Consider the following 22,249-nt stretch of genomic DNA (forward strand, 5'->3'; position numbering starts at 1 on the left):
CGAATGGATTTTACTACAGGAGCCGACCTGCTCTCCCTGTGTGAGGAGAACGGGTGGACCATCGCGCAGGTCATGTTACAGCGCGAAACCGAACAGACCGGCGTCTCCCGCGAGGCGGTGCGCAGCCGCCTCGACGGCGTTTACGGCGTGATGTGGCGCGCGGTGCGCACCGCGCTGACCGAGCCGCTGCGGTCGATGGGCGGGCTGATCGGCGGCGAGGCACAGAAGATGCAGGCCCGCCGTCAACAGACGCGGCCCGCCTGCGGCGAGACCACCGCCAAAGCGGTCTGTTACGCCATGGGGGTGCTCGAGGTCAACGCCTCGATGGGCCTGATCGTGGCCGCGCCCACGGCCGGTTCCTCCGGGGTGATTCCGGGGGTGTTCCTCGCCCTACAGGAGGAGTTCGGCTTCTCCGACGGCGAGATGACCGACGCTCTGCTCTGTGCGGGCGCGGTGGGATACCTCATCACCCGCAACGCCACCGTCGCCGGAGCGGAGGGCGGATGCCAGGCCGAAGTCGGCACGGCGGCGGCCATGGCGGCGGCAGCCGCCACCCAGCTGCTGGGCGGCACGCCGCAGGCGTGCCTGGCCGCCGCCGCATTGGCGCTGGGCAACCTGCTGGGGCTGGTGTGCGACCCGGTGGCCGGGCTGGTGGAGGCGCCCTGCCAGACCCGCAACGCAATTGGCGCGTCCAATGCGCTCATCTCCGCCGAGATCGCGCTCTCCGGCATCTCCAGCCTCATCCCCTTCGACGAGATGGTGGAGGCGATGCGCAAAGTGGGGGCCAGCCTGCCTTCCTCCCTGCGTGAGACCGCCCAGGGAGGATGCGCGGCAACCCCCACGGGATGCGCCCTGTGCAAAAAAATCTATGAATCGAGGGATGCCTGATGTCTCAGCGCGTCAAATTTGAAATCAAACGCTACTGCTTCATGGTAGTGGGATGTTTTGCCTACGCCATGGCGCTCGACCTGTTTTTGGTGCCCAACAACATCGTGGCGGGTGGCGTGACCGGCCTGGCCACCGTGCTCAACCTGGTCTTTGGCGTGGGCGTGGGCGCGTTCAGCATCCTGCTCAACCTCCCCATCCTGCTGCTCGGCCTCAAGACCCAGGGGGTGCCGTTCATTCTGCGCTGCTTCCTCACCACCGCGCTGCTCGGCGTGTTCACCGACCTGTTCGCCTTTCTCCCCACGATCACCCAGGAGCCGGTGATCGCCGCCATCTACGGCGGAGTGGCGCAGGGCGTGGCGATCGGCCTGTTCTGCCGGTTTGCGGTCTCCAGCGGCGGCACCGAGCTGCTCGCGCGGGTAATCCAGCCCAAGCTGTCGGGCATCTCGCTCGGCAACCTGATCGGCGTCCTAGACGGCGTGGTGGTGCTGGTGGGCAGCGTGGTGCTCAAAAATCCGGAAAATGTGCTGATGGCCTTGATCGTCATCTTCATCAGCGCGCGGGTGAGCGATCTGATCATCACCGGCATGGACTACGCCAAGATGTGCTATATCATCACCGACCGCCCGGACGAGGTGGCTGAAACGCTGCTGCAAAACTCGCCCCGCGGCGTCACCCGGCTGGACGGCACCGGCATGTACACCAAAACCGCCCATCCGGTGCTGATGACGGTGATCAAAAAGCAGCAGCTCACCAAGCTGCGGCTGTTGGTGGAGGCCACCGACCCGAATGCATTCATCATCGTCAGTGAGACCACCGAGGTGCTCGGCAACGGTTGGAGCCCGATTGTCGGGGAATCCGCGCCCCAAAAGCGCCCCAAAAAAAGAAACACACAGGGGCTTCCCCCTGTGTGATCCCCTCTTTTTTTACAGAGCTGCAAGCTGTTTGCCGAGCTCCTCGCAGCGGGCGAGCCCCTCCTCGTCCGGCAGTTCGTGGACGATTAGCCCCTCGGGGTCGGCCAGAACCGCGCCCGCCTGCGCGCACCGCTCGGTCCAATTGCGCATCCACTCCCCGTCTCCCCAGCCATAGGAGCCGAACAAGGCGACCTTTTTGCCGCTCAGCTTGCCCTCCAGCTCAGTGAAGAACGGCTCGAAGCTGTCCTCCTCCAGCACCTCAGCCCCCATCGCGGGGCAACCGAGTGCCAGGCGGTCGCAGCCCGCAGCCTCGTCCGCCGTGATTGTTTCAACCGAGCACATCGCGGCATCCGTGCCGTCCGCCCTCAGGCCGGCCAACACCGCGTTCGCCATCAATTCCGTGTTGCCAGTTCCGCTCCAATAGATTACTGCTGCCTTGCTCATCACAAAACTCCTTCCATACGATCGGTCAGGCCGCAAGGATCTCATCGAGCCCCATGCCCCGGCCGGCCAAAGTGAGATAATGCTTTCTGCATTCGTCATACTTCGCAAAGAGAGCCTTCGCCCCTTCCACGTCCCCATAGACCTTCCAGTATCCGAGATACCGCGGATTCTGTCCCTTGTACTCGATGAAGCCCTGCACATCCTCCAGCGGATACCCCAAAAAGACGCCGATTTCGTGTGGGAACAGGGCCGTCCTGCCGCGGTGACAACACATGCGCTGATGCAGTGTGTTCAGCAGCTCCTCCACCCCAGCGCCTCTGCGGTATCCGTGGGCCTTTAAAAACGACCTCTGCTCCGGCCCCGCCAGCCAGCGATCCAGCAGAGCCCGCCGGTAGACCATCACCACCAGATGCCGCTCGCACTCGCACAGCACCCGAAACCGGATGCCGAACGCTGCGAGTGAGGCGGCGCACCGCCCCAGGTCCTCGAGCAAACGGGGAAATTTTTGCTTGGAACAGGTGAAGACGCACGCCGGCTTGATCCCCGCGAGGGTGGGCGCGCAATGGACACAGAGCAGTTGTTCAAACCGGTTGGACATGTCAGCACCTCTTTGCAGAATTTCATAGTTAGCATAAGCTAACCACAGGTTTAAAAAACACGGCGCGCAAAACATCGAGCGCCGAACAGTTAGCTTTTGCTAACTACAGTTAGTTTACCACTTCTTCCCTCCGCTGTCAAGCATATTTTGCAATCAAACAGCGTGGCGGCCTCCGCACAAGTGCTGAGGCCGCCACGCCCGGGTCAAATATCCATGGTATCCATCAGGCTGCGCATCGCCAGAATGGTGCGGCTGATGAGATCGTCCAGCTCCCAGCCCAGCATCTCGGCCCCCTTGGCGATCACCTCGCGGGAACAGCCCGCCGCAAAAGCCGGGGTTTTGAACTTCTTCTTCACCGACTTGAGCTCCAGGTCACCCACGCTCTTGGACGGGCGCATGATTGCGACCGCGCCGATCAGGCCGCTTAGCTCATCCACCGCAAACAGCACCTTCTCCATCACATGCTCGGGCGCGATGTCCACGCAAAGGCCGTAGCCGTGGCTGGCCGTGGCGCGGATGACCCGCTTGTCCAGGTCGAGTTCGCGCATCAGCTCCTGCGATTTGACACAGTGCTGCTCCGGAAACCGCTCAAAGTCCAGGTCGTGCAGCAGGCCCACCACCCGCCAGAATTCCTCGTTCTCCGGGTCGTATTCCTTGGCGAAATAGCCCATCACCCCCGAGACGATCTCGGCGTGGCGCAGGTGGAACTCCTCCTGGTTGTAACGCGCGAGGATTTCACGCGCCTGCTGCATATTCGGTACATAGCTCATCTGAGAAACACTCCTTTATTCACACGGCCGCGCGCCTATCCCGATCACTTGGGGGCGACCGGTGTCTTATCAAATGCAAAGTAGACCGGCACCCCATCTGCGGCCATCTCCTTGGCCTCGCCCAGAATCAAGGGGCGCAGATACTCCACCAGCTCCTCCCCCACGTCGCAGCCGCTTGGGGCAATCCACTCGCGCGGCACCCGCTTTTCGAGATTTGCCACCTCGCCGATCCCGGCGTATTCATAGGAGACCAGATAGGGGTGGTTGGAGATGCGATGGAGCACCGCCATCACACCGGTCTTGCCGCTGAGCGCGAAGGACACCGCCTCCGCGCCGATGCGGTAAGCCTCGCGGATATCGGTGCCGGAATAGAGGTGGGAGGCGGAGCGCTGAAGCACGTTGAGCTCCACCGAACGCACCTTGCACCCAATGCGCTCCCGCACCAGGTCCTCGAGGAATTTGCCCACCCCCGCGAGATAGCGGTGGCCGAACGCATCGGTCGCGCCGCTTTTGGCGGTGGCGACATACTCGCCGTTTGGCAGACGAACTCCCTCCGATACCGCCACCACAATGTGCTTGGTGGTCCTGCCCAGGTCGCGCAGGCGGTCTAAAAAGCGCTTGGGATCAAACGGCGCTTCAGGCAGGTAGATGAGATGGGGTGCGGTGCAATTTTCGCGCCGGGCCAGCACCGAGGCCGCGGTCAGCCATCCGGCGTTGCGACCCATGATCTCCACAATGGTGACCGACGGGATGTCGTACACCTCGCTGTCGCAGACGATCTCCGCGACACAGGTGGCGATATACTTGGCGGCCGAGCCGAATCCGGGGGTGTGGTCGGTGCAGGGCAGGTCGTTGTCGATCGTCTTGGGGATGCCGACACAGCGAATTGTTTCCCCCTTCGACTCGAAATAGGCGGACAGCTTCTTCACCGTGTCCATCGAATCGTTGCCGCCGATATAGAAGAAATAACCGATACCGTACCGGTGGAAGGTCTCCAAAATTTTCTCATAGGTCTCGTCCGGCTGTTCCGGCAGCTTGAAGCGGCAGGAGCCGAGCGCCATCGCCGGGGTGGCCTGCAGGCGCTGGAAATCCTCCACGCTGCGCAGGTCCTTGCGCAGATCGATGATCCGCTGCCCGAGCACACCCTCCAGCCCATTGAGCGTCCCATAAATTTCGCCGATCTGCGGGCTTTTCATCGCCCGTTTGATCGCGCCTGCCAGGGACGCGTTGATCGCTACGGTCGGCCCGCCGGACTGGCCGATCAGCATATTGTTCGCCATTTGATGCCCTCCTGTTGTTTTCGCGCGCGGCCGGACGGCCTGCCCGCGTTTTCCCCTCAAATGTTTCGTTTCTCATTATAGTACACCCCCGGCGTTTTTTCAATGTGCTTCGTGCCTTTGGCGCCGGTTGTCTTATTTTGCGTATGGTTTCAACAAAAAATGCGCCCTTTTACCTAGCTTTTCCCCACAAAATAAGCTATAATAAACAGGGGATAATCTTCCTTTTCGGAAAGGAGCGAGCTGATTTGCTGTGTACCGATCGAGGCGTTCTTGCCCCATCCGATTACTACTTCGCCACCCCGTCGCTCACCGCAAAAAATCTGTTCTATCATCTGCTTTCAGTGGGCGAATTTTTTTGCGAGCAGGGCTATTATGTCAAGCGGGATAGCTTCAACAGCTTGTTGCTCCTCTACCTGCTGGACGGGGAGTGCACCTTGCGCTACGGCGGTAAGGTCTACCGGGCGCAAAAGGGCGATATGATGTTTGTCAACTGCTACCAACCGCACGAATATTTTACCGACACCCATATGCACTGCCTGTGGGTGCACTTCGACGGCTGTCAAAGTCTGGGGTTCTGGGAAACGGTCACCAAGAGCCGCGGCATGGTGGATTGTTGCCATCATCCGGAGCCCTATCTGGAGATGATGGACATCCTGCTGCACATCTTCCGCACCGATCAGACCTTGTCTGAGCCCACCATCTCGGTGCTGCTGCACAAGGTGCTGTGCAGCATGATCGCAGCCATCACCGCCGACGGCACCCTTCAGCTGGACGAGGGGCCGGTTGCCCGGGCGGCGCGATACATCCTGGAGCACTATAACCGGCGCATCTCGGTGGAGGAGCTGGCGCAGATGGCGATGCTGAGCTCCTCGCACTTCTCGCGCCAGTTCAAGCGCCAGACCGGCTACTCCCCCTATGAATTCCTGTTGAAGACGCGCATGGACGCCGCCAAACAGCTGCTGAAAAAGACCGATCTGCCCATCGCCTCCATCGCGCGGGAGACCGGCTTCGCCAACGCGCCCGCCTTTGTCAGCGCCTTCCACTCGCGGGTGGGCATCTCACCCAAGCGGTTTCGCTCCACCATGTTCTAACTTTTTACAACAACAGACCCGCCTGCCGGCAAAAAGCCGCGTCAGGCGGGTTTTCTTTGTTCAATCCCCAATCACCTTGACCAAAAACCGGCGGGTGCGCGGGCCGTCGAACTCGCAAAAATAGATGCCCTGCCAGGTGCCCAGCGCCAGCTCGCCGCCCTCCACCGGAACCGTCACGCTTGAACCCATCGCACTGGCCTTGAGATGCGCCGCCGAATTTCCCTCGGCGTGGCGAAAATCCGGCCGGTCGGGGTAGAGATCACCCAAGGCCAAAAGCATATCCCGCACCACATCCGGGTCCGCATTCTCGTTGATGGTGACGCCCGCCGTGGTGTGCGGACAGAACACCACGCAGATTCCGTCGCGCACACCGCTCTGCGCCAGCGCCTCGCGCACCCGCGCGGTGATGGGAAGAAACCCCTCCCGTCCGGTGTTCAGCTGATAATTCCAAATCATCTTGTCCCCTCCTCCCCTCTCAAACTGCGGCGGAAGATGCTGGTATAAGTGAGCCTTCCGCCGATCCGTTCCGATTTCATCAGGTGAATCTCAGCCACCGCCTGCTCCAGGGGCGGCACGGTCTGTTCCAGCGCCCCGCGAGGGAACGGCCCTGCAAACAGCACCTCCCGCCCCAGCGTCAGGTGCGGGCGGAACGCGCGCTCCTCCAGCGCAAAGCCGGCCGTCCTGAGCGCTCCGGTGAGCTGCCGGTGCAGCTCCTCCAGCTCGGGGCAGCGCTGGATTCCCATCCAGCAGATGTCTCCACCCCGCCGTTCAAACCGGCCGAATCCCGCCAGCCGCAGGGCGAACGGACCGGCGCTCACCGCGTCCACCGCCTGTTTGGCCTGTTCCACCCGGCTGGTCTCCCCCAGAAAGGCCAAAGTCAAATGCAGGTTTTCGCGCCTGGTGAAGTTGCCCGACATCGCCTGTCCCCTGAGCGCATCGATCGCCCTGCAAAGCCCCGTCTTGACCGGGTCGTCCAATAGAATCGCCACAAATAGCCGCATATTTCTCCGCCTTTCCTGTCTGTTATGGCCGTCCTTTCTCCGCTAGTATAACACAATCGGGCGAAAAGCGGAAACCCGCTTTTGCAATCGTTATAAAACGGTTGGCCGCCCTGCGGGCAGGGCCTGTTTCCGCTGAAGTAACCGGGCGCAATGGAAAAAACGCCGCCCCGGAAGATTCCAAAGCGGCGCTGGGTTATTTTGCGGCGAGCGATTTCTTGTACTCGTTGGGGGTCATGCCGGTCTGCTTTTTGAACACCATGGAAAAGTACTGCGGCGTTGCAAAGCTGAGCGCGTTGGAAATCTCATACAGCTTGAGGGACTGATCCTCGAGCATCTCCTTGGCTTTTTCAATCTTCTTTGCGACGACATACTGCATCAGGTTCTCCCCCGTCTTCTCCTTGAAGGCGCGGCAGAGATAACCCTTGTGCACATGCACCGTGTCCGCGATGTCGCTCAGGGTGATCTCCTTGTCATAGTTCTGTTCCACATACCGCTTCACCCGCTCGGTCAGGTCGCCCTGCGTGCCAGCCGTCTCCGCCTCGTGGCGCAGCAGTTCGCCGAACAGGCGGCTGAAATAGCCGGACATCTCGCTGGCTGTCTCGAGCGCCTCGATACGCTCCAAGGAAATCTGGTCGTTCTCCAACACCTCGCCGACGCTCAAATTATTCTGGTAGAGGTACTCCATGGCCACCCCATATAGGCGGTTATTGACATAGCGGAAGTAGTTGGCCTCCATAAAGCCGTCCATCAGGTCGGGGATGTAGAGCTTTTCCACCTGCTGGAGCGCTTCAAGGTCGTTGTCGTTCAACAGTACCTTGAGGTCGCGCATCCGCTGCTCCAGCAGTTCCTTGTCAAACGCCTTGCAGGAGGTATCGATGGCATTGTAGATGATGTTTTTGTTGAGGCCCAACACCACCCGCATACTGCACGCCCGCTCCGCCTGGTGGTGGAGGGTGCGCAGATCGTCGAGCGACGGGCTCTGGTTGGAGATGCCGATACTCACCGAAGGGATACCCACACTCTTTGCCAGCTTGCGGATTCTGTTTGCGTACTGAATGACATTGGTATAGAAGTTGAGCAGGCTGAAATCGTCCACCAGCTTGGTGAGCACGAAGAAGGAATCGTGTGTGATCGCCGCCAGCGCCATGGTCTTGGCCTCCAAAGCCGAACGGAAGCGGTCCACCTTTCGGCCCCACTCCTCGCGGTCGTCGGCGTAGCGGTGCTTGCCGTAGCTGTCCACCACCACGTTGAGCCCCACCAACAGGTAACCGTGCTCCACCTTCAGCAGGCTGTTGAGCGCGGCGCGCTCCTCTTCGGTCACTGTGCCGTAGGCGAGCATCCGTTCCACAATGCGGTTTGCCTTCTCCTTCTGCGCCTGCGCCTGGTTATCGAGGTCCTCGTTCATTTGGGCTGTCATGTTCACAATCTGAAAATACAACTCCTCCGAATTGATGAGGTCCTTGATGAGATAATCCTCGATGCCGAGCTGCATGGCCCGGCGCGCATATTCAAACTTTTCGTGACAGCTCACCACCACAATCTTCTGTGTGTGGTTGCGCTTTTTGATCTCTTCGATCAGCTCCAGCCCGTTCATGACCGGCATTTCGATGTCGGTCATGACGATGTCAAAGGGCGTTTGGCTGTAAAGCTCCAGCGCTTGCTTGCCGTTGCGCGCGCACACCGGCGGTGCAAAGCCCGCCTTCTCCCAGTCGATGATGCATTTGAGGGTCTCGCGCGCCGCAAACTCATCGTCTACAATCAAAATATGATGCATTTTTTCACCCGCCTGATTCATTGTACCGACTTTCTCTTGGAATAGTAAAGCTGATGACGGTGCCGATATTTTTCGTGGATTCGATGGTGAGCTTGGACTCCTCCCCATAGTAGAGCAGAAGCCGTTCATCCACATTGCTTAAGCCCACGCTGTTGAACCCGCGATGCCTCTCCCGGATCTTACTGAGGGTCTGCGGGTCCATGCCAACCCCGTCGTCTGAGATGGAGACCTCCACCGAGTCGCTGAGCGAGCTGATGCTCACCAGGATACGGCCCGGCCCCTGCCGGGGATAGATACCATGAAGCAGCGCGTTTTCCACGAGCGGCTGCAACAGCAGCTTGGGGATGGGGCAGCCCAGCGCCCCTTCGTCCACCTGGTAGACCACCGCCACCGGCTCCTCATAGCGATAGCTCTGAATTTTGACGTAGGATTCCAAAAATTCGAGCTCCTTTTTGATGGGAACCATCTCGTTCTGATTGGAAAGGGTGGAGCGCAGCAGCGTGTTGAGCGACTGGATTAACATCCGGATCTCCACACACCGGCTTTTGAGCGCCAAATAGGAGACCGTATTCAAAGTGTTATACAGAAAGTGCGGATTGATCTGGCTTTGCAGCGATTCCAGTTGGAATTTGAGCGCCGCTACCTCGGCCTTCTTCTTTTCCTCCTGCTCGTGGTAGACCGCATCGATAAACGCATTGATGTCGTCGAGCATGTGGTTGAAGCCGTTCACCAGGTAAGCGAGCTCATCCCGCGTGGTCACCTCCAGCTTGTTGGGCATCTCGCCCTGCTCGAACTTGGCCATCGCATTTTTCATGTTGTAGATCGGCCTGGTGATCTTCCACGAGATCAGCCGGCTGATCACCATCACCACCAGGATGCCCAGCGAACCGATCAGTCCCACCACCCAGATGAGCTGCATCAGGTCCTTTTTGAGCGCAGTGTTGGAGGCTACCCCCACCATGATCCAGTCGGGATAGGTGCTCACCTCCTGCTTATAGTAGGTGTAATCGCCCGCGGTCCGGTAGGTCTCTCCAAAATATCCCTCGCGTGCGAACTTGAGCGATTCCTGCTCCAGTTCCGGGTTCCATTCCCCCAGCCGGTAGATCACCCCGTCCGATTTAGAGACGATGTAGGTGCTGTCGAACAGGGAGTGGGCCAGCGACTGCGAGCTTGGGAACAGGTAGTTGCGCCCCACGTTCATCAGCACATAGCCGGACACCTCAAAGTTTTCGTCTCGCACTACGCTGAGGTAGGAGAGGCTGTTGTTCTGCATATAGTCCGGCGAGATGGTTGGGGAGGGGAAGTTGTGCGGGGTCGAGAACTTTTCCTCGCGCCCGGACCTCAAAAAGTGCTCCAACCCGGACAGCTCGGCCAGCGGCCGGTTAAAATTTTCAGATTCGGGCGTATCGATCATCCGGCCGGATGGATCGACCAGGCTGACCCGCTGCACACCGTATGTACTCGAGGTGAGATATCCCAACCGGGAATGGAGCATGTCGTAATCCTCATTCGTCCCTTTGATGAACTGACTCACCAGATAATCCCGTTTGAGCGAACGGACCAACTGGCGGTACAGATCGATCTTTTTGTCGATCTCCTGCGACAGCAGCATGGTGCGTTCCTGCATCAGGCTGTTCTTCTGTTCCATAAAGCGGTCGGTGAACAGCGCGCTGGCCGAAAAGACGATGATGAGAAGGATGCCAGCGATCAGCAGGGAGAAGGAGAGCGCAATGCGGTTGTTGATACTTTTCATCTGTTCCTTCACTCTCTTTTGTTTCACAGGGCTCCCTCCTTCTTCCATTGCCCGCGGCGTTAAACATCATTATAACATATCTTAGTCCGCAAATCCTAATAGGAAGAAAATGCCAAAATCCATGCCAGGGATATACCCCGGCATGGATTTTGGTTGGAAACACTGCGAAAATTATTCCGCCTGGTCCTTCATAATTTCTTTGTAGTTCTCCTTGGTGATCATAACCGCCGGGGTTTTGAATTCCCAAGGAATCTCGGTGCCGTTGAGCAGATAATTCATCATATTCTCAGCGGAGTAAGCGCCGACATCGACATAGTTGATGAAAGCGGTCGCTTTAAACGCGGACTCTTCCTCTTTGGCAAACTCGAGCTTCGCGAGATAACCGCCGATGCCGCAGACGACGGACTCTTTGTCTAGGCCGGCAGCCTCGAGGGCGCGGGTTGCGCCGGCGGCGCCTTCATCGTTCGGGGTCATAACGATCCATTTTTTGATGGACGGATTCGCGGTGAACACGCCGGCAGCAGCGTTGTACGCTTTATCCTGCTCGCCGTTGTAGTCGGATCTGAAGGTTCTCTCAGCCGGCCAATCGGGGAATACCTTGCCCCAAGACTCAATCTGGCCCTCGGTTCTGGGCACGCAGGAGGAAACCTGATCCATGGTGAGGTACAGAACAGCGGTGTCCTCGCCGGTCATGTTGTTCTCTTTGGCATAGTTTGCAGTCCACTCGCCAACAGCCTGGCCGATGGCAAAACCGTCGATGCCGACCCAAGGAGCGATCATCTCGCCGCTTTCGTCGAGCAGCTGGTCGTCCGCCGCGATAACGGGGATGCCGGCCTCTTTGCACTTATCAACAGTGACCTGAGACAGCTTCTGATCGGGTACGCAGACCAGGATGCCGGAAACGCCCTGAGTGATGGCGTTGTCGAGCGCCTGCAGGTAGGTGTCGGGATTCATTTTGGCGTCGATGAACATGAAGTCCTTCGCGCCCATCTCGATGCATTTCTGTTTTGCAGCTTCGCCCTCACCGATGAACCACTGCTGGTCGCCAGCCTTGTAGATACCAGCGATGATGATATCCTCAGCGGGAGCGGCGGGCTCAGAGCTGGACTCGGAAGGAGCCGCAGCGGAAGAGGACGGCGCAGCGGGTTCCGCAACGCTCGAGGACTCCGAGGGCTGCGCGCCGCAACCGAACAGGCTCATTGCGAGCATGGATGCGAGAATCAGTGACAATGCTTTCTTCATTTGAAATAATCCTCCTTTAATTTTATCTGACCGGCAAAGCTGCCGGAAAGGTACTGCTTATTTTGCTTTTTGACGATTCTTCTGACGGATGTAATCGAAGGTAAGCGCAAGCAGCAGCAGCGCGCCTTTTGCCACGTTCTGCCAGAACGACTGGACGTTGAGCATGATCAGGCCGTTGTTGAAGCCCTGCAAAATCGCGAGGCCCAGGAAAGCGCCAAAGATTGAACCAACACCACCCTGGTTGGAGACGCCGCCCAGGATCGCCGCGGTGATGCCGTCGAACTCGAGACCCACGCAGGCCTGCGGTTGGCCGGTGTTCATACGCGCCGCCAGAATCATGCCGCCGATAGCGGTGAGTACGTTCATGATGATAAACAGCATGTATGTGGTGAACTTAATCGAGATACCAGCCAAGCGGGCCGCCACCGGGTTGCCGCCCACTATGTAAATTTCACGCCCGAAGCGGGTGCGCTTGAGGATGATGCCGAACAGCACGAACACCAGCAGCATAAAGAAGATGGGGAAGGTGAGGAAACTCAGGCCAAAGAATTTGAAGTTGCCCATCTTCAGGAAGGTGCTGTTGGTAATCAGCACACCCTCGCCGTTGGAGATGATAAATGCGAAGCCGCGCATGATCGACTGCATCGCCACCGTGGCGATAAAGGACGACATTTTGAGCTGCGTGACACAGAATGCGATGACAGCGCCCAAAACCGCACCTGCGGCTACAACCGTCAGGATGGTAACACCGGCCGGCAAACCCTGTTGCAGCAGCAGCGCCGCCATGACGCCCGAAAAGGCCGCGGTGGAACCCACCGAGAGGTCCATGTGGTTGCCGATCAACAAGAGCGCTTCACCCACGGTGATCAGGCCGGTCAGTGAGGCGGAAGTCAAAACGCTGATTAAGTTTCTCGACGTAAAGTAATTCTTATTGAGAATCGAAAATACCGCAACGATCACAACAAATGCGAGCACCAAACTGATGCTCTCAGACCGGAGAATGTTTTTGAGCGTCTGCTTAAAATTAAAACCTCTGCGCTTTGCCGTGCTCTGCTCCATTATCCAGCCACCTCCTCTTGATTCTTTTTCTTATCCAGCATCGCGTAGCTCAGGATTTTGGGTTCCGTCGCCTCCGCGCGCGGAATGTCCGCCGTGATATATCCGTCCTTCATCACCAGGATGCGGTCGGAGATGCCGATGACCTCGGTGAGCTCCGAGGAGATCATGATGACCGCGACGCCCCGTTTGGCCGCTTCGCAGATCATGTGGTAGATCTCTGATTTCGCGCCCACATCGATGCCCTTGGTCGGTTCGTCAAAGATAATCAGCTTGGGGTTCATCGCCATCCAGCGGGCCAAAACGACCTTCTGCTGGTTGCCGCCCGAAAGGTTGATGACCTTCTGCTCCATGCTCGGGGTCTTGACGTTAAAGTCCTTGATCGACTGCGCGGTGAACTCGCGTTCCTTATGGAAGTTGACAAAGCCCATCCGGCACAGGTCGCCCAGAATCGCCTGGGAGGTGTTTTCGCGCACCGTCAGGATCAGCGACAGGCCCTCCAGCTTGCGATCCTCCGGACAGAGCGCCACGCCCGCGTCCATCGCCTGCCGCGGCGACTTGGGGTGGTAGGGCTTGCCCTCCAGCGTCATGCTGCCCGCCGTAAGCGGGTCCGCACCGAAGATGGCGCGCGCCGTTTCAGTGCGCCCTGCGCCCGCCAGCCCGGAAAAGCCGACGATCTCGCCCGCGCGCACCTGCAAGTTGATGTCGTGCACGTATTCAGTGGAGACGTTGTTGAGCTCCAGAACCACGTCGCCGATCTTGTCGTTGCGCGGCAGGGTGTTGAATACGTCGCCGATGTCGCGCCCGACCATCATCTTGATGAGCTCAGGTTCGCTGGTCTGTGAGGTTTCCTTCACGCCCATCAGCTTGCCGTCCTTGAAGACCACCACGCGGTCGGTCAGTTCAAAAATTTCTTTCATGCGGTGCGACACATAGATGATCGCCTTGCCCTCGCTCTTCAGCTTGCGAATGATGTTGAAGAGGATGGTGATCTCCGCATCGGTGAGCGGCGCGGTGGGTTCGTCAAAGCAGATGATGTCCGCTTTGCGGTTGTAGGCTTTCATGATCTCGACCATCTGCTGGTAGGCCACCGAAATCCGCCGCACCGGGGTTTCGGGCCGGATGGGGAGGCCAAACTCGTCGATAATCGCCTGCGCCCTGGCGTTGAGCTCCTTAAAGTTGATAAAGCCGCCACGCGTGATCGGGTTGCCCATGAAGATGTTTTCCGCCACCGACAGATACGGGGCGAGCTGCCGCTCCTGGTAGATTACGCTGATGCCCGCCTTGATCGCCTCATTGGGGGAATGAAACTCCACCTCCTTATCGTCGATGAAGATTTTCCCGCTGGTGTGCCGGTAGTCGCCGTTGAGAATTTTGAGCAGCGTGGACTTTCCGGCTCCGTTTTCGCCGAGAAAGGCGACGATTTCGCCCTTGTTCACGCCAAAGCTCATGTCGTCCAGCGCCTTGACGCCGGGGAATTCCATGCAGATTTTTTCAAACCGCAGGTATTCCGACATTCCGCATCCCTCCTGCCTATCGTTGAGTGCCCGGGTGTTTGTCCCTTGTCTCCTTCATTTGCGTTTTCAGTATACGGAAATTCTATCCAGAAGTCAGTACAAAAAATTAACCCAAAGTTATAATTTATTAACCTCTTTTGAACAAACAACTTTCCTAAAAAACAAAAAAACTGCCCTTTTCATAGTGAAAAAGGGCAGTTTTTCGTTTTTTAACGGCTTTTTAGGGTTCTTCGCTGGGGGCAAATTGGCTGTTGTAAAGCTCCGCATAGAACCCGCCGAGCGCCAGCAACTCGGCATGGGCGCCCTGCTCCACAATGTGGCCGTCGCGCATCACCAGGATGCAGTCGGCCTCGCGGATGGTGGAAAGGCGGTGGGCCACCACAAAGCTGGTGCGGCCCTCCATCATCGCGTCGAACGCCTTCTGGATGCGCAGCTCGGTGCGGGTATCGATCGAGCTGGTCGCCTCGTCGAGAATCAGCATGGGCGGGCGGGTGAGCATGATGCGCGCGATGCAGAGCAGCTGCCGCTGCCCCTGCGAGATACCGCCGCCCTCCTCGCCCACCGGGGTGTCGTACCCCTGGGGCAAGCGCTTGATGAAGCTGTGCGCATGGGCGGATTTGGCCGCGGCGACCACCTCGTCGAGGGTGGCGTCCGGCTTGCCGTAGGCGATGTTCTCGCGGATGGTGCCGGAGAACAGCCAGGTCTCCTGCAACACCATGCCATACTGCGCGCGCAGGCTGTCGCGCGCAATGGCGCGGGTCTCGGTTCCATCCACATAAATCGCGCCGGAGTCGATGTCGTAAAACCGCATGAGCAGGTTGATGATGGTGGTCTTGCCGCAGCCAGTGGGCCCCACGATGGCGATGCGCTCGCCGGGACGCGCCTTCAGGCTGAGGTGCTCGATCAGCTTGCGGTCGGGATTGTAGGAGAAACTTACATCCTCCAAACGGACCGCGCCCTCGCAGCGGTCGAGCGCGAGCGCGCCGGGGGCGTCGGGGGATTCGGCGGGCTCGTCGAGCACTGCAAACACCCGGCGGGCGCTGGCCGCCGCGGTCTGCAATTCGGTCACCACGCCGGATATCTCATTGAACGGCTTGGTGTACTGGTTGGCGTAGTTGAGAAAGGTGGAGAGCTGGCCGACCGAGATATGGCCCGAGATGGCGGCGAGCGAACCGAACAGGCCCACCGCCGCATACACCAACCCGTTGACAAACCGGGTGCTGGGGTTGGTGGTGGAGGAATAGAACTGAGCGTTCACGCCGGTGCGGTAGAGACGCGCGTTGATCTCGTCGAACCGCTCCTGAGCGCGCGCCTCATAGCCGAACGCCTTGACCACCTTCTGGTTGCCGATCAGCTCCTCGATGAAGCCGCCGAGCTCGCCGCGGATCATCGACTGCTTTCGGAACTCGTCGAAGGTGTGCTTGGCGATGAACGACGCCACAAACAGCGAAAGCGGGGTAATCAGCACCACGATCAGCGCGATCTGCACGTTGATCGCGAGCATAAAGCCGAGGGTTCCCAGGATGGTGACCACCCCGGTAAACAGCTGCGAAAAGCCCTGGATCAGGCCGTCGGAGATCTGATCGATGTCGTTGACCACCCGGCTGATGAGGTCGCCGTGCGCGTTGCGGTCGAGGTAGGAAAGCGGTGCGGCCTCCAGCTTTTGAAACACCGCCGTGCGCAGGTCCTTGACGGTGGAATAGGAGATCACATTGGTGCACAGGGTCATCAGCCACTGGAACAGCGCGCCCGCCAACACCACCCCGCCCAGCAGGGCCAAAATGCGCAGGATCGCACGGAAATCCACCGCGCCTGGGCCGACGATAAAGTCGATAGCGTCGCCGATCAGCACCGGTGCATACAGGCTCAGCGACACGCTGGCCAGCGCGCAGGCGAGCGCGGCCGCCAGATAGCCGCGGTAGGGGCGGGTGAAGCGCATCAGCCGCCGGAATACCGATTGCTGTTTCATGAACGGTTCGCCTCCTCGCTGCTGAGTTGGGACAGGCAGATCTCGCGGTAGACCGGGCAGGACTCCATCAGTTCCCGGTGGGTGCCGACACCCGCCACCGCTCCGTCGTCCAACACCACGATGCGGTCCGCTGCCTTGACGGTGTTGGCCCGCTGCGACACCATCAGCACGGTCATGCCGCGGGTATCCCTCCGCAGGGCGCGGCGCAGGGCGGCGTCGGTGGCAAAATCCAGCGCGCTCGCGCTGTCGTCCAAAATGAGAATCTGCGGGCTTCCCACCAGCGCGCGGGCGATGGTGAGCCGCTGCTTCTGCCCGCCGGAAAAGTTCTTGCCGCCCTGCGCCACCGGCGCGTCCAGCCCGCCGGGCAGGCGGTCTACAAACTCCTTGGCCTGCGCCACCGCGAGGGCGCGCTCGATCTGTCCGTCGTCCGCGCCCTCGCAGCCCCACTGCATATTCTGCCGGACGGTGCCGGAAAACAGCACCGCCTGCTGCGGCACCACGCCGATCTGTCCGCGCAGCTGCGCAAAGGGGTAGTCCCTCACATCCACCCCGTCCACCAGCACCGCGCCCTGCTGCGGGTCGTAAAACCGGGGGATCAGGCTGACCAGGGTGGACTTGCCCGAGCCGGTGCCACCGATCACGCCGATCGTCTCCCCGGGCGCGACGGCGAGGTTCACATGGCAGAGCGCGGGCTCGTCGCCGCCCGAATAGGAGAACGACACGTCGCGGAACTCGATTTTCGGCGCGCCGGGCACCGGGGCCCGCTCGGTGTTTCCCTCGTCGGTGACGCTCGGCGCGGTGTCGAAGATCTCGTTGACACGCGCGGCCGAGGCCGACGCCTTGGTGAAAATCACCACCAGGTTGGCCACCACGATGAGGGCCAGCAGAATTTGAGTCATGTAGTTCCACAGGGCGATCACCTCGCCTTGGGTGAGGGTACCCGCGTCCACCCGCAATCCGCCGAACCAGACGATGGCGACGATCGCGGCGTTGGCCAGGATGGTGGTGGCCGGGTTGAGCAGCGCGGAGAGCTTCGCCACCCGGATCGAGGTCTGACGCAGCTCCTCGCTGGCGTCCTCAAACCGCCGCATCTCCGCTTTCTGGCGGGAGAATGCGCGGATGACCCGCGCGCCGCTCAGGTTTTCGCGTGTGATGAGCGACACCCGGTCGAGCATCCGCTGGATTTTGCCGTAAAACGGCACCGAACGGCTCATCACCAGGTAAAGCACCAGGGCGATCAGCACCGCCGCAGCCAAAAAGATCACCGACATCTGCAAATCCAGCGCCATCGCCATCACCGTGGCGCCAATCGCCAAAAACGGCGCGCGGAACACCAGCCGGATGAGCATAGCGACCGCGAGCTGGAGCTGGTTGACATCGTTGTTGAGGCGGGTGATCATCGACGGGGTGCCGATGCGGTCGATCTCGGCGTGGGACAGAGTGCCGATCTTGCGGAACAATTCCCCGCGCACCACCGTGCCGAACCCCTGCGACGCGCGCGACGCAAAGAACTGGCAGGTGAGCGAGCAGCCGAGCCCCACCACCCCGAGCAGCACCATCAGGCCGCCCATCCGCCACACGTGGGCGGGGTCGTTCAGTTTGATTCCCTTGTCGATCATGCTGGCCATCACCAGCGGCACGATCAGCTCAAAGACCGCCTCGGTCATTTTGAACGCAGGTCCCAGGATCACCTGCTTGCGAAAGCCCTTCAAATAGCGGGCGAGTCGTCTCATCCCTTCGCACGCTCCTTTCCGCTTTGACAAAATATTACCAAAGTATTATATCACAGACAGGCGAGGATAGAAGCTCTGCCGAAAAAATTCCTTCCGCCGCAGTACAATAAAAGCGCCGCGCATGTGGAATACTATTCCAAACTGTGATCGGAGGGATCGACATGAATCTTTGGTCCGGCGGGCGCGCCGACGCGCCGCTGCCCGATGCTGCGGACCGCCTGCCGCTATTTTTGCGGCTATGCGTGCGGCATTTCGGCGAACTCGTCAAGCTCAACCTGCTGTTCTTGCTCTGTTGCTTGCCGGTCGTCACCATCGGACCGGCCTGCGCGGGGCTCGCGCGGGTCACCACCCTGATGGCGCGGGAACAGCCGTTTTTTGTCCTCCACGACTTCAAACGGGCGTTTTGTAAAAACTGGAAACAGGCCCTCAGCGCCGGGCTGCTGTTCGCGGTGTTGGGCGCGGGGCTGTGGGCCGGGCTGAGCGTCTACCGCGCAGCGGCGCGGCAAATCCCCGCGTTTTGGGCCGCTTGGCTGCTGATGGCCTGCGCAGGGGCAGTATTGGGGCTCGCCGCGGTGTCGCTGTTCGCGCTGCTGGTTTCGGTAGATCTGCCGCTGCGCGCTGTCTGCAAGGATGCGCTGCTGCTGGGACTTTTGAACCTCCGCCGCACCCTGCCCGCCTGTGCGTTGGTGCTGCTCGCGGGGGCCGCCTGCATCCAGCTGCTGCCGCTGAGCGCGCCCGTTTTGCTGCTTTTCTTTTTTTCGGCCGCGGCGCTCGCCTGCTCCTGTGCGGCGTGGCCAAGCATCGCACGGCATGTCGTTCGCCCAGATATCGGCACTTAACCCAAGCGCAGGTTTATTTTGCTGCTCCGCGGCAAACAATAGCGAGAGACCTGTTCTAATCTCTTTACATGAGGTGGCTACCATGAAAAAAACAAAACTCAGCTTTTGGGGTTTTCTCTTCCCCGTGCTGTTCGCCTTTGTCGCGGTGCAGCTCATCCCCACCGTGATCGGCCTCGGCTACTCCTTCACCGACTGGAACGGCATCAGCCGGGAGATCAATTTCGTCAACTTTGACAACTACGCCCGCGTATTCACCGGCGACCCGGAGTTTATGGGCGCATTTTGGTTCACCGTGCGGTTTGCAATTGTGACGGTGATCTCGGTCAACCTGGTGGGCTTTGCGCTCGCGCTCATCGTCACCCAGGGGTTCAAGGGGTCGAACCTGCTGCGCGCGGTGTTCTTTGTCCCCAACCTGATCGGCGGCATCCTGCTGGGCTTCACCTGGCAGTTCATCTTTACCAAGGTGTTCCAGAGTATCGGCGACAAGCTGGGGCTCGGCTTTCTGGACGGCTGGCTCTCCACCCCGGAGACCGGGTTCTGGGGCCTGGTGATCGTCACCACCTGGCAGCTCGCGGGCTATATGATGATTATCTATATCGCCTCGATCCAGAACATCCCCGACTCGCTCAAGGAGGCGGCCCAGATCGACGGCGCGGGGCCCTGGAAGCGCCTCACCCGCATCACCATCCCCCTGATCGCGCCCGCGTTCACCATCGGCCTGTTCCTGTCGCTTTCAAACTCGTTCAAGCTGTTCGACCAGAACCTGTCGCTCACCGGCGGCGGGCCGTACAAATCCACCCAGATGCTGGCGCTCAACATCTACAACACTGCGTTCACCTACAACGAGCTGGGCTATGCGCAGGCCAAGGCCGTGATCTTCCTGATCGTGGTGGCCGTCATCAGCCTGACACAGCTCTATTTCAGCAAGAAAAGGGAGGTTGAGATGTAAATGGGACGCAAACTTTCGCGTGTGATCACCGGCCTGGTCGGCCTGGCGCTGGGCATCCTGTTCCTGTTCCCGCTCTATGTGCTGGCCATCAACTCGTTCAAAACCCAGAAGGGCATCTTTCTCGACGTGCTGGCCCTGCCGGCCGACCCGTACTTCACCTTCAAAAACTATCCGCAGGCGTTTGAAAAGCTGGACTACCTGGCCAGCCTCGGCAACTCGCTGCTCATCTCGGTGGTCTCCACCCTGCTCATCGTGGTGCTCTCAGCCATGGCCGCCTGGGTGCTGGTGCGGTATAAGATCAAGACCAGCACGGTGGTGTTCATGACCTTCGCCACTGCCATGCTGATCCCCTTCCAGTGCGTGATGCTACCGCTGGTGCGCCTGATGAGCACCCCCAGCTATATCGCGGCGCTGATCGCGCTGGCCGGGGTATACCTGGCGTTCCTGCTGTCGCTCGTGGTGCGCGCAGCGGCGGAAAAGAGGCTGGGCAGCGGTAAGGCCAAAATTCCGGCCTGGATCGCCTTTCTGGTGCTGGCCCCGGCACTGGCGCTGCTGCTGTTGGCGGTCATCCGGTCGCGCGGGGAGCTCACCGCCCTCAACCGTCCGGGTCTCATCTTTATGTATGTCGGCTTCGGCGCGAGCCTTTCAATCATCCTGTTCCACGGCTTTATCAAAAACGTGCCGCTCGAGCTGGAGGAGGCCGCCACCATCGACGGGTGCAGCCCGTTCCGCACCTTTTGGCAGGTGGTGTTTCCCCTGCTGCGCACCATCTCGGTCACGGTGGCGATCCTCAACGTGATGTGGATTTGGAACGACTTCCTGCTGCCGCAGCTCACCATCAACAAAGCGGGCTGGCAGACCATCCCGCTCAAGACCTACTTCTTCTTCGGCCAGTTCTCCAAGCGGTGGGATCTTGCAACAGCCGGCCTCATCATGGGTATGCTGCCGATCGTGATCTTCTACCTGTTCTGCCAGAAATATATCGTCAAGGGCATCACCGACGGCGCGATCAAATAACAAAGGGGGCATTGCGATGAGTGAACGCAAGACCGGCGTTGTCACCCAGGTGATCGGCCCGGTGCTGGACATCCGCTTCCCCGAAGGCGAGCTGCCCGACCTGCTCAGCGCTGTGACAATCGAGCATCGCGGCCGCCTGTTGACCGCCGAGGTGGCGCAGCAGGTGGGCGGCGGCACGGTGCGCTGCATCGCCATGAGCTCCACCGACGGGCTGCCGCGCGGCGTCGCCGCAACCGACACCGGCGGACCGATCGCCGTGCCGGTGGGGGAGGCCACCCTCGGGCGGGTGTTCAACCTGCTGGGGGAACCGGTGGACAACCTGCCCCCGCCGCAGGATGTGGAGGAGTGGCCGATCCACCGCGAACCGCCCTCCTACGAGGACCAGGAGAGCGCCACCGAGGTGCTGGAGACCGGCATCAAGGTGGTGGACCTGATCGCACCCTACGCCAAGGGCGGCAAGATCGGCCTGTTCGGCGGCGCGGGCGTGGGCAAGACGGTGCTCATCATGGAACTCATCCACAATGTGGCGCGGGAACACGGCGGCATCTCGGTGTTCACCGGCGTTGGGGAGCGCACCCGCGAGGGCAACGACCTCTACCACGAGATGAAGGAGAGCGGGGTGCTCCAAAAGACCGCGCTGGTCTACGGCCAGATGAACGAACCGCCGGGCGCGCGCATGAGGGTGGCCCTTTCGGGGCTCACGATGGCCGAATACTTCCGCGACCGCGAGGGTCAGGATGTGCTGCTGTTTATCGACAACATCTTCCGCTTCACCCAGGCGGGTGCGGAGGTTTCGGCACTGCTGGGGCGGATGCCCTCGGCGGTGGGCTATCAGCCCACCCTGGCGGGCGAGATGGGGGCGCTTCAGGAACGCATCACCTCCACACGGCGCGGTTCGATCACCTCGGTGCAGGCGGTGTATGTGCCGGCTGACGACCTGACCGACCCAGCCCCGGCCACCACCTTCGCCCACCTGGACGCGACCACTGTGCTCAGCCGCCAGATCGCGTCGCTGGGCATCTACCCGGCAGTGGACCCACTGGATTCCTCCAGCCGCATCCTTTCCCCCTCGGTGGTGGGCGAGGAGCACTACCGCGTGGCACGCGAGGTGCAGCGGGTGTTGCAGCGCTATAAAGAGTTGCAGGACATCATCGCCATCATGGGCATGGAGGAGCTGAGCGAGGAGGACAAGCTGGTGGTGGCGCGTGCGCGCCGCTTGCAGCGGTTCCTCTCCCAGCCGTTCTCGGTGGCCGAGCCGTTCACCGGCATGTCCGGACGCTATGTCCCGGTGGAGGAGACGGTGCGCGGCTTCCGGGAGATTCTCGAAGGGCGGCACGACAGCCTGCCCGAATCGGCCTTCCTGTTTGTCGGCACGATCGACGAGGCGGTGGAGAAGGCCAAGCGGGAGGGCTGACCG

The 22,249-nt window shown here is 60.3% G+C and carries 20 protein-coding genes; 7 read left to right on the forward strand and 13 right to left on the reverse strand.

Features of this window, described 5'->3' with window-relative positions:
* Positions 1 to 3: 3 nt before the first annotated feature.
* Entirely contained in the window at positions 4 to 888 is an 885-nt protein-coding gene (gene sdaAA / locus H8711_RS08240) for an L-serine ammonia-lyase, iron-sulfur-dependent, subunit alpha (protein ID WP_249282996.1), read from the forward strand.
* On the forward strand, positions 888 to 1,799 hold the full coding sequence (locus tag H8711_RS08245; RefSeq protein WP_249282997.1) for a YitT family protein: 912 nt from the start codon (positions 888 to 890) through the stop codon (positions 1,797 to 1,799). Before sdaAA ends, H8711_RS08245 begins: the two co-directional genes overlap by 1 nt.
* A gap of 12 nt (positions 1,800 to 1,811) precedes the next feature.
* Here H8711_RS08245 and H8711_RS08250 read toward each other — a convergent pair whose 3' ends face one another.
* The 4 genes from H8711_RS08250 to H8711_RS08265 form a co-directional block, all read right to left on the reverse strand.
* Complete coding sequence (locus tag H8711_RS08250; protein WP_249282998.1) at positions 1,812 to 2,243, reverse strand: flavodoxin; 432 nt, start codon at positions 2,241 to 2,243, stop codon at positions 1,812 to 1,814.
* Between the two features lie 25 nt (positions 2,244 to 2,268).
* Positions 2,269 to 2,841, reverse strand: coding sequence for a DUF3793 family protein (locus tag H8711_RS08255; RefSeq protein ID WP_249282999.1), 573 nt, complete (start codon positions 2,839 to 2,841; stop codon positions 2,269 to 2,271).
* Between the two features lie 203 nt (positions 2,842 to 3,044).
* Positions 3,045 to 3,611 carry a hydrolase gene (locus H8711_RS08260; protein ID WP_249283000.1) on the reverse strand — a complete coding sequence of 189 codons (567 nt, stop codon included), beginning with the start codon at positions 3,609 to 3,611 and terminating at the stop codon, positions 3,045 to 3,047.
* A 44-nt stretch (positions 3,612 to 3,655) separates the two neighbouring features.
* Positions 3,656 to 4,891: a 6-phosphofructokinase gene (locus H8711_RS08265; RefSeq protein WP_249283001.1), complete on the reverse strand. Its 1,236-nt coding sequence runs from the start codon at positions 4,889 to 4,891 to the stop codon at positions 3,656 to 3,658.
* A gap of 245 nt (positions 4,892 to 5,136) precedes the next feature.
* On the opposite strand from H8711_RS08265, the gene H8711_RS08270 reads away from it, so the two are divergent.
* Positions 5,137 to 5,982 carry a helix-turn-helix domain-containing protein gene (locus tag H8711_RS08270; RefSeq protein ID WP_249283002.1) on the forward strand — a complete coding sequence of 282 codons (846 nt, stop codon included), beginning with the start codon at positions 5,137 to 5,139 and terminating at the stop codon, positions 5,980 to 5,982.
* Between the two features lie 60 nt (positions 5,983 to 6,042).
* Here H8711_RS08270 and H8711_RS08275 read toward each other — a convergent pair whose 3' ends face one another.
* The 9 genes from H8711_RS08275 to H8711_RS08315 form a co-directional block, all read right to left on the reverse strand.
* The gene (locus H8711_RS08275; protein WP_249283003.1) at positions 6,043 to 6,438 is read right to left on the reverse strand and encodes a secondary thiamine-phosphate synthase enzyme YjbQ; all 396 of its coding nucleotides are present in this window, start codon (positions 6,436 to 6,438) and stop codon (positions 6,043 to 6,045) included.
* On the reverse strand, positions 6,435 to 6,983 hold the full coding sequence (gene thpR / locus H8711_RS08280; protein ID WP_249283004.1) for an RNA 2',3'-cyclic phosphodiesterase: 549 nt from the start codon (positions 6,981 to 6,983) through the stop codon (positions 6,435 to 6,437). The genes H8711_RS08275 and thpR overlap by 4 nt, the downstream gene beginning before the upstream one ends.
* Before the next feature lie 193 nt (positions 6,984 to 7,176).
* Positions 7,177 to 8,757 (reverse strand): response regulator, encoded by a 1,581-nt coding sequence (locus H8711_RS08285; RefSeq protein WP_249283005.1) that lies wholly within the window; start codon positions 8,755 to 8,757, stop codon positions 7,177 to 7,179.
* Between the two features lie 4 nt (positions 8,758 to 8,761).
* On the reverse strand, positions 8,762 to 10,537 hold the full coding sequence (locus H8711_RS14220) for a histidine kinase (RefSeq protein ID WP_249283006.1): 1,776 nt from the start codon (positions 10,535 to 10,537) through the stop codon (positions 8,762 to 8,764).
* A 144-nt stretch (positions 10,538 to 10,681) separates the two neighbouring features.
* Positions 10,682 to 11,752 carry an arabinose ABC transporter substrate-binding protein gene (locus H8711_RS08295; protein WP_249283007.1) on the reverse strand — a complete coding sequence of 357 codons (1,071 nt, stop codon included), beginning with the start codon at positions 11,750 to 11,752 and terminating at the stop codon, positions 10,682 to 10,684.
* A 57-nt stretch (positions 11,753 to 11,809) separates the two neighbouring features.
* Positions 11,810 to 12,811 (reverse strand): ABC transporter permease, encoded by a 1,002-nt coding sequence (locus H8711_RS08300; protein WP_249283008.1) that lies wholly within the window; start codon positions 12,809 to 12,811, stop codon positions 11,810 to 11,812.
* On the reverse strand, positions 12,811 to 14,325 hold the full coding sequence (locus tag H8711_RS08305; RefSeq protein WP_249283009.1) for a sugar ABC transporter ATP-binding protein: 1,515 nt from the start codon (positions 14,323 to 14,325) through the stop codon (positions 12,811 to 12,813). The genes H8711_RS08300 and H8711_RS08305 overlap by 1 nt, the downstream gene beginning before the upstream one ends.
* Before the next feature lie 220 nt (positions 14,326 to 14,545).
* Positions 14,546 to 16,294 carry an ABC transporter ATP-binding protein gene (locus tag H8711_RS08310; protein WP_249283010.1) on the reverse strand — a complete coding sequence of 583 codons (1,749 nt, stop codon included), beginning with the start codon at positions 16,292 to 16,294 and terminating at the stop codon, positions 14,546 to 14,548.
* Positions 16,291 to 18,027: an ABC transporter ATP-binding protein gene (locus H8711_RS08315; protein WP_249283011.1), complete on the reverse strand. Its 1,737-nt coding sequence runs from the start codon at positions 18,025 to 18,027 to the stop codon at positions 16,291 to 16,293. The genes H8711_RS08310 and H8711_RS08315 overlap by 4 nt, the downstream gene beginning before the upstream one ends.
* A gap of 161 nt (positions 18,028 to 18,188) precedes the next feature.
* Here H8711_RS08315 and H8711_RS08320 point away from each other — a divergent pair, with 161 nt between their 5' ends.
* From H8711_RS08320 to atpD, 4 genes are all read left to right on the forward strand, one after another.
* The gene (locus H8711_RS08320; RefSeq protein ID WP_249283012.1) at positions 18,189 to 18,866 is read left to right on the forward strand and encodes a DUF624 domain-containing protein; all 678 of its coding nucleotides are present in this window, start codon (positions 18,189 to 18,191) and stop codon (positions 18,864 to 18,866) included.
* A gap of 82 nt (positions 18,867 to 18,948) precedes the next feature.
* Entirely contained in the window at positions 18,949 to 19,815 is an 867-nt protein-coding gene (locus H8711_RS08325; protein WP_249283013.1) for a carbohydrate ABC transporter permease, read from the forward strand.
* Positions 19,816 to 20,832 carry a carbohydrate ABC transporter permease gene (locus tag H8711_RS08330; RefSeq protein WP_249283014.1) on the forward strand — a complete coding sequence of 339 codons (1,017 nt, stop codon included), beginning with the start codon at positions 19,816 to 19,818 and terminating at the stop codon, positions 20,830 to 20,832. It abuts the gene before it with no gap.
* 16 nt (positions 20,833 to 20,848) lie between these two features.
* The gene (atpD, locus tag H8711_RS08335) at positions 20,849 to 22,246 is read left to right on the forward strand and encodes a F0F1 ATP synthase subunit beta (protein ID WP_249283015.1); all 1,398 of its coding nucleotides are present in this window, start codon (positions 20,849 to 20,851) and stop codon (positions 22,244 to 22,246) included.
* The last annotated feature ends 3 nt before the right edge of the window (positions 22,247 to 22,249 follow it).

The sequence above is a fragment of the Ligaoa zhengdingensis genome (assembly GCF_014384885.1).
GTDB classification, from domain to species: domain Bacteria; phylum Bacillota; class Clostridia; order Oscillospirales; family Ruminococcaceae; genus Ligaoa; species Ligaoa zhengdingensis.

What these genes read in the sequence shown, in the direction of transcription:
- sdaAA (WP_249282996.1), top strand. Translation starts at nt 4, where the DNA reads ATGGATTTTACTACAGGAGCCGACCTGCTCTCCCTGTGTGAGGAGAAC.
- H8711_RS08245 (WP_249282997.1), top strand. Translation starts at nt 888, where the DNA reads ATGTCTCAGCGCGTCAAATTTGAAATCAAACGCTACTGCTTCATGGTA.
- H8711_RS08250 (WP_249282998.1), bottom strand. Translation starts at nt 2,243, where the DNA reads ATGAGCAAGGCAGCAGTAATCTATTGGAGCGGAACTGGCAACACGGAA.
- H8711_RS08255 (WP_249282999.1), bottom strand. Translation starts at nt 2,841, where the DNA reads ATGTCCAACCGGTTTGAACAACTGCTCTGTGTCCATTGCGCGCCCACC.
- H8711_RS08260 (WP_249283000.1), bottom strand. Translation starts at nt 3,611, where the DNA reads ATGAGCTATGTACCGAATATGCAGCAGGCGCGTGAAATCCTCGCGCGT.
- H8711_RS08265 (WP_249283001.1), bottom strand. Translation starts at nt 4,891, where the DNA reads ATGGCGAACAATATGCTGATCGGCCAGTCCGGCGGGCCGACCGTAGCG.
- H8711_RS08275 (WP_249283003.1), bottom strand. Translation starts at nt 6,438, where the DNA reads ATGATTTGGAATTATCAGCTGAACACCGGACGGGAGGGGTTTCTTCCC.
- thpR (WP_249283004.1), bottom strand. Translation starts at nt 6,983, where the DNA reads ATGCGGCTATTTGTGGCGATTCTATTGGACGACCCGGTCAAGACGGGG.
- H8711_RS08285 (WP_249283005.1), bottom strand. Translation starts at nt 8,757, where the DNA reads ATGCATCATATTTTGATTGTAGACGATGAGTTTGCGGCGCGCGAGACC.
- H8711_RS08295 (WP_249283007.1), bottom strand. Translation starts at nt 11,752, where the DNA reads ATGAAGAAAGCATTGTCACTGATTCTCGCATCCATGCTCGCAATGAGC.
- H8711_RS08300 (WP_249283008.1), bottom strand. Translation starts at nt 12,811, where the DNA reads ATGGAGCAGAGCACGGCAAAGCGCAGAGGTTTTAATTTTAAGCAGACG.
- H8711_RS08305 (WP_249283009.1), bottom strand. Translation starts at nt 14,325, where the DNA reads ATGTCGGAATACCTGCGGTTTGAAAAAATCTGCATGGAATTCCCCGGC.
- H8711_RS08310 (WP_249283010.1), bottom strand. Translation starts at nt 16,294, where the DNA reads ATGAAACAGCAATCGGTATTCCGGCGGCTGATGCGCTTCACCCGCCCC.
- H8711_RS08315 (WP_249283011.1), bottom strand. Translation starts at nt 18,027, where the DNA reads ATGAGACGACTCGCCCGCTATTTGAAGGGCTTTCGCAAGCAGGTGATC.
- H8711_RS08320 (WP_249283012.1), top strand. Translation starts at nt 18,189, where the DNA reads ATGAATCTTTGGTCCGGCGGGCGCGCCGACGCGCCGCTGCCCGATGCT.
- H8711_RS08325 (WP_249283013.1), top strand. Translation starts at nt 18,949, where the DNA reads ATGAAAAAAACAAAACTCAGCTTTTGGGGTTTTCTCTTCCCCGTGCTG.
- H8711_RS08330 (WP_249283014.1), top strand. Translation starts at nt 19,816, where the DNA reads ATGGGACGCAAACTTTCGCGTGTGATCACCGGCCTGGTCGGCCTGGCG.
- atpD (WP_249283015.1), top strand. Translation starts at nt 20,849, where the DNA reads ATGAGTGAACGCAAGACCGGCGTTGTCACCCAGGTGATCGGCCCGGTG.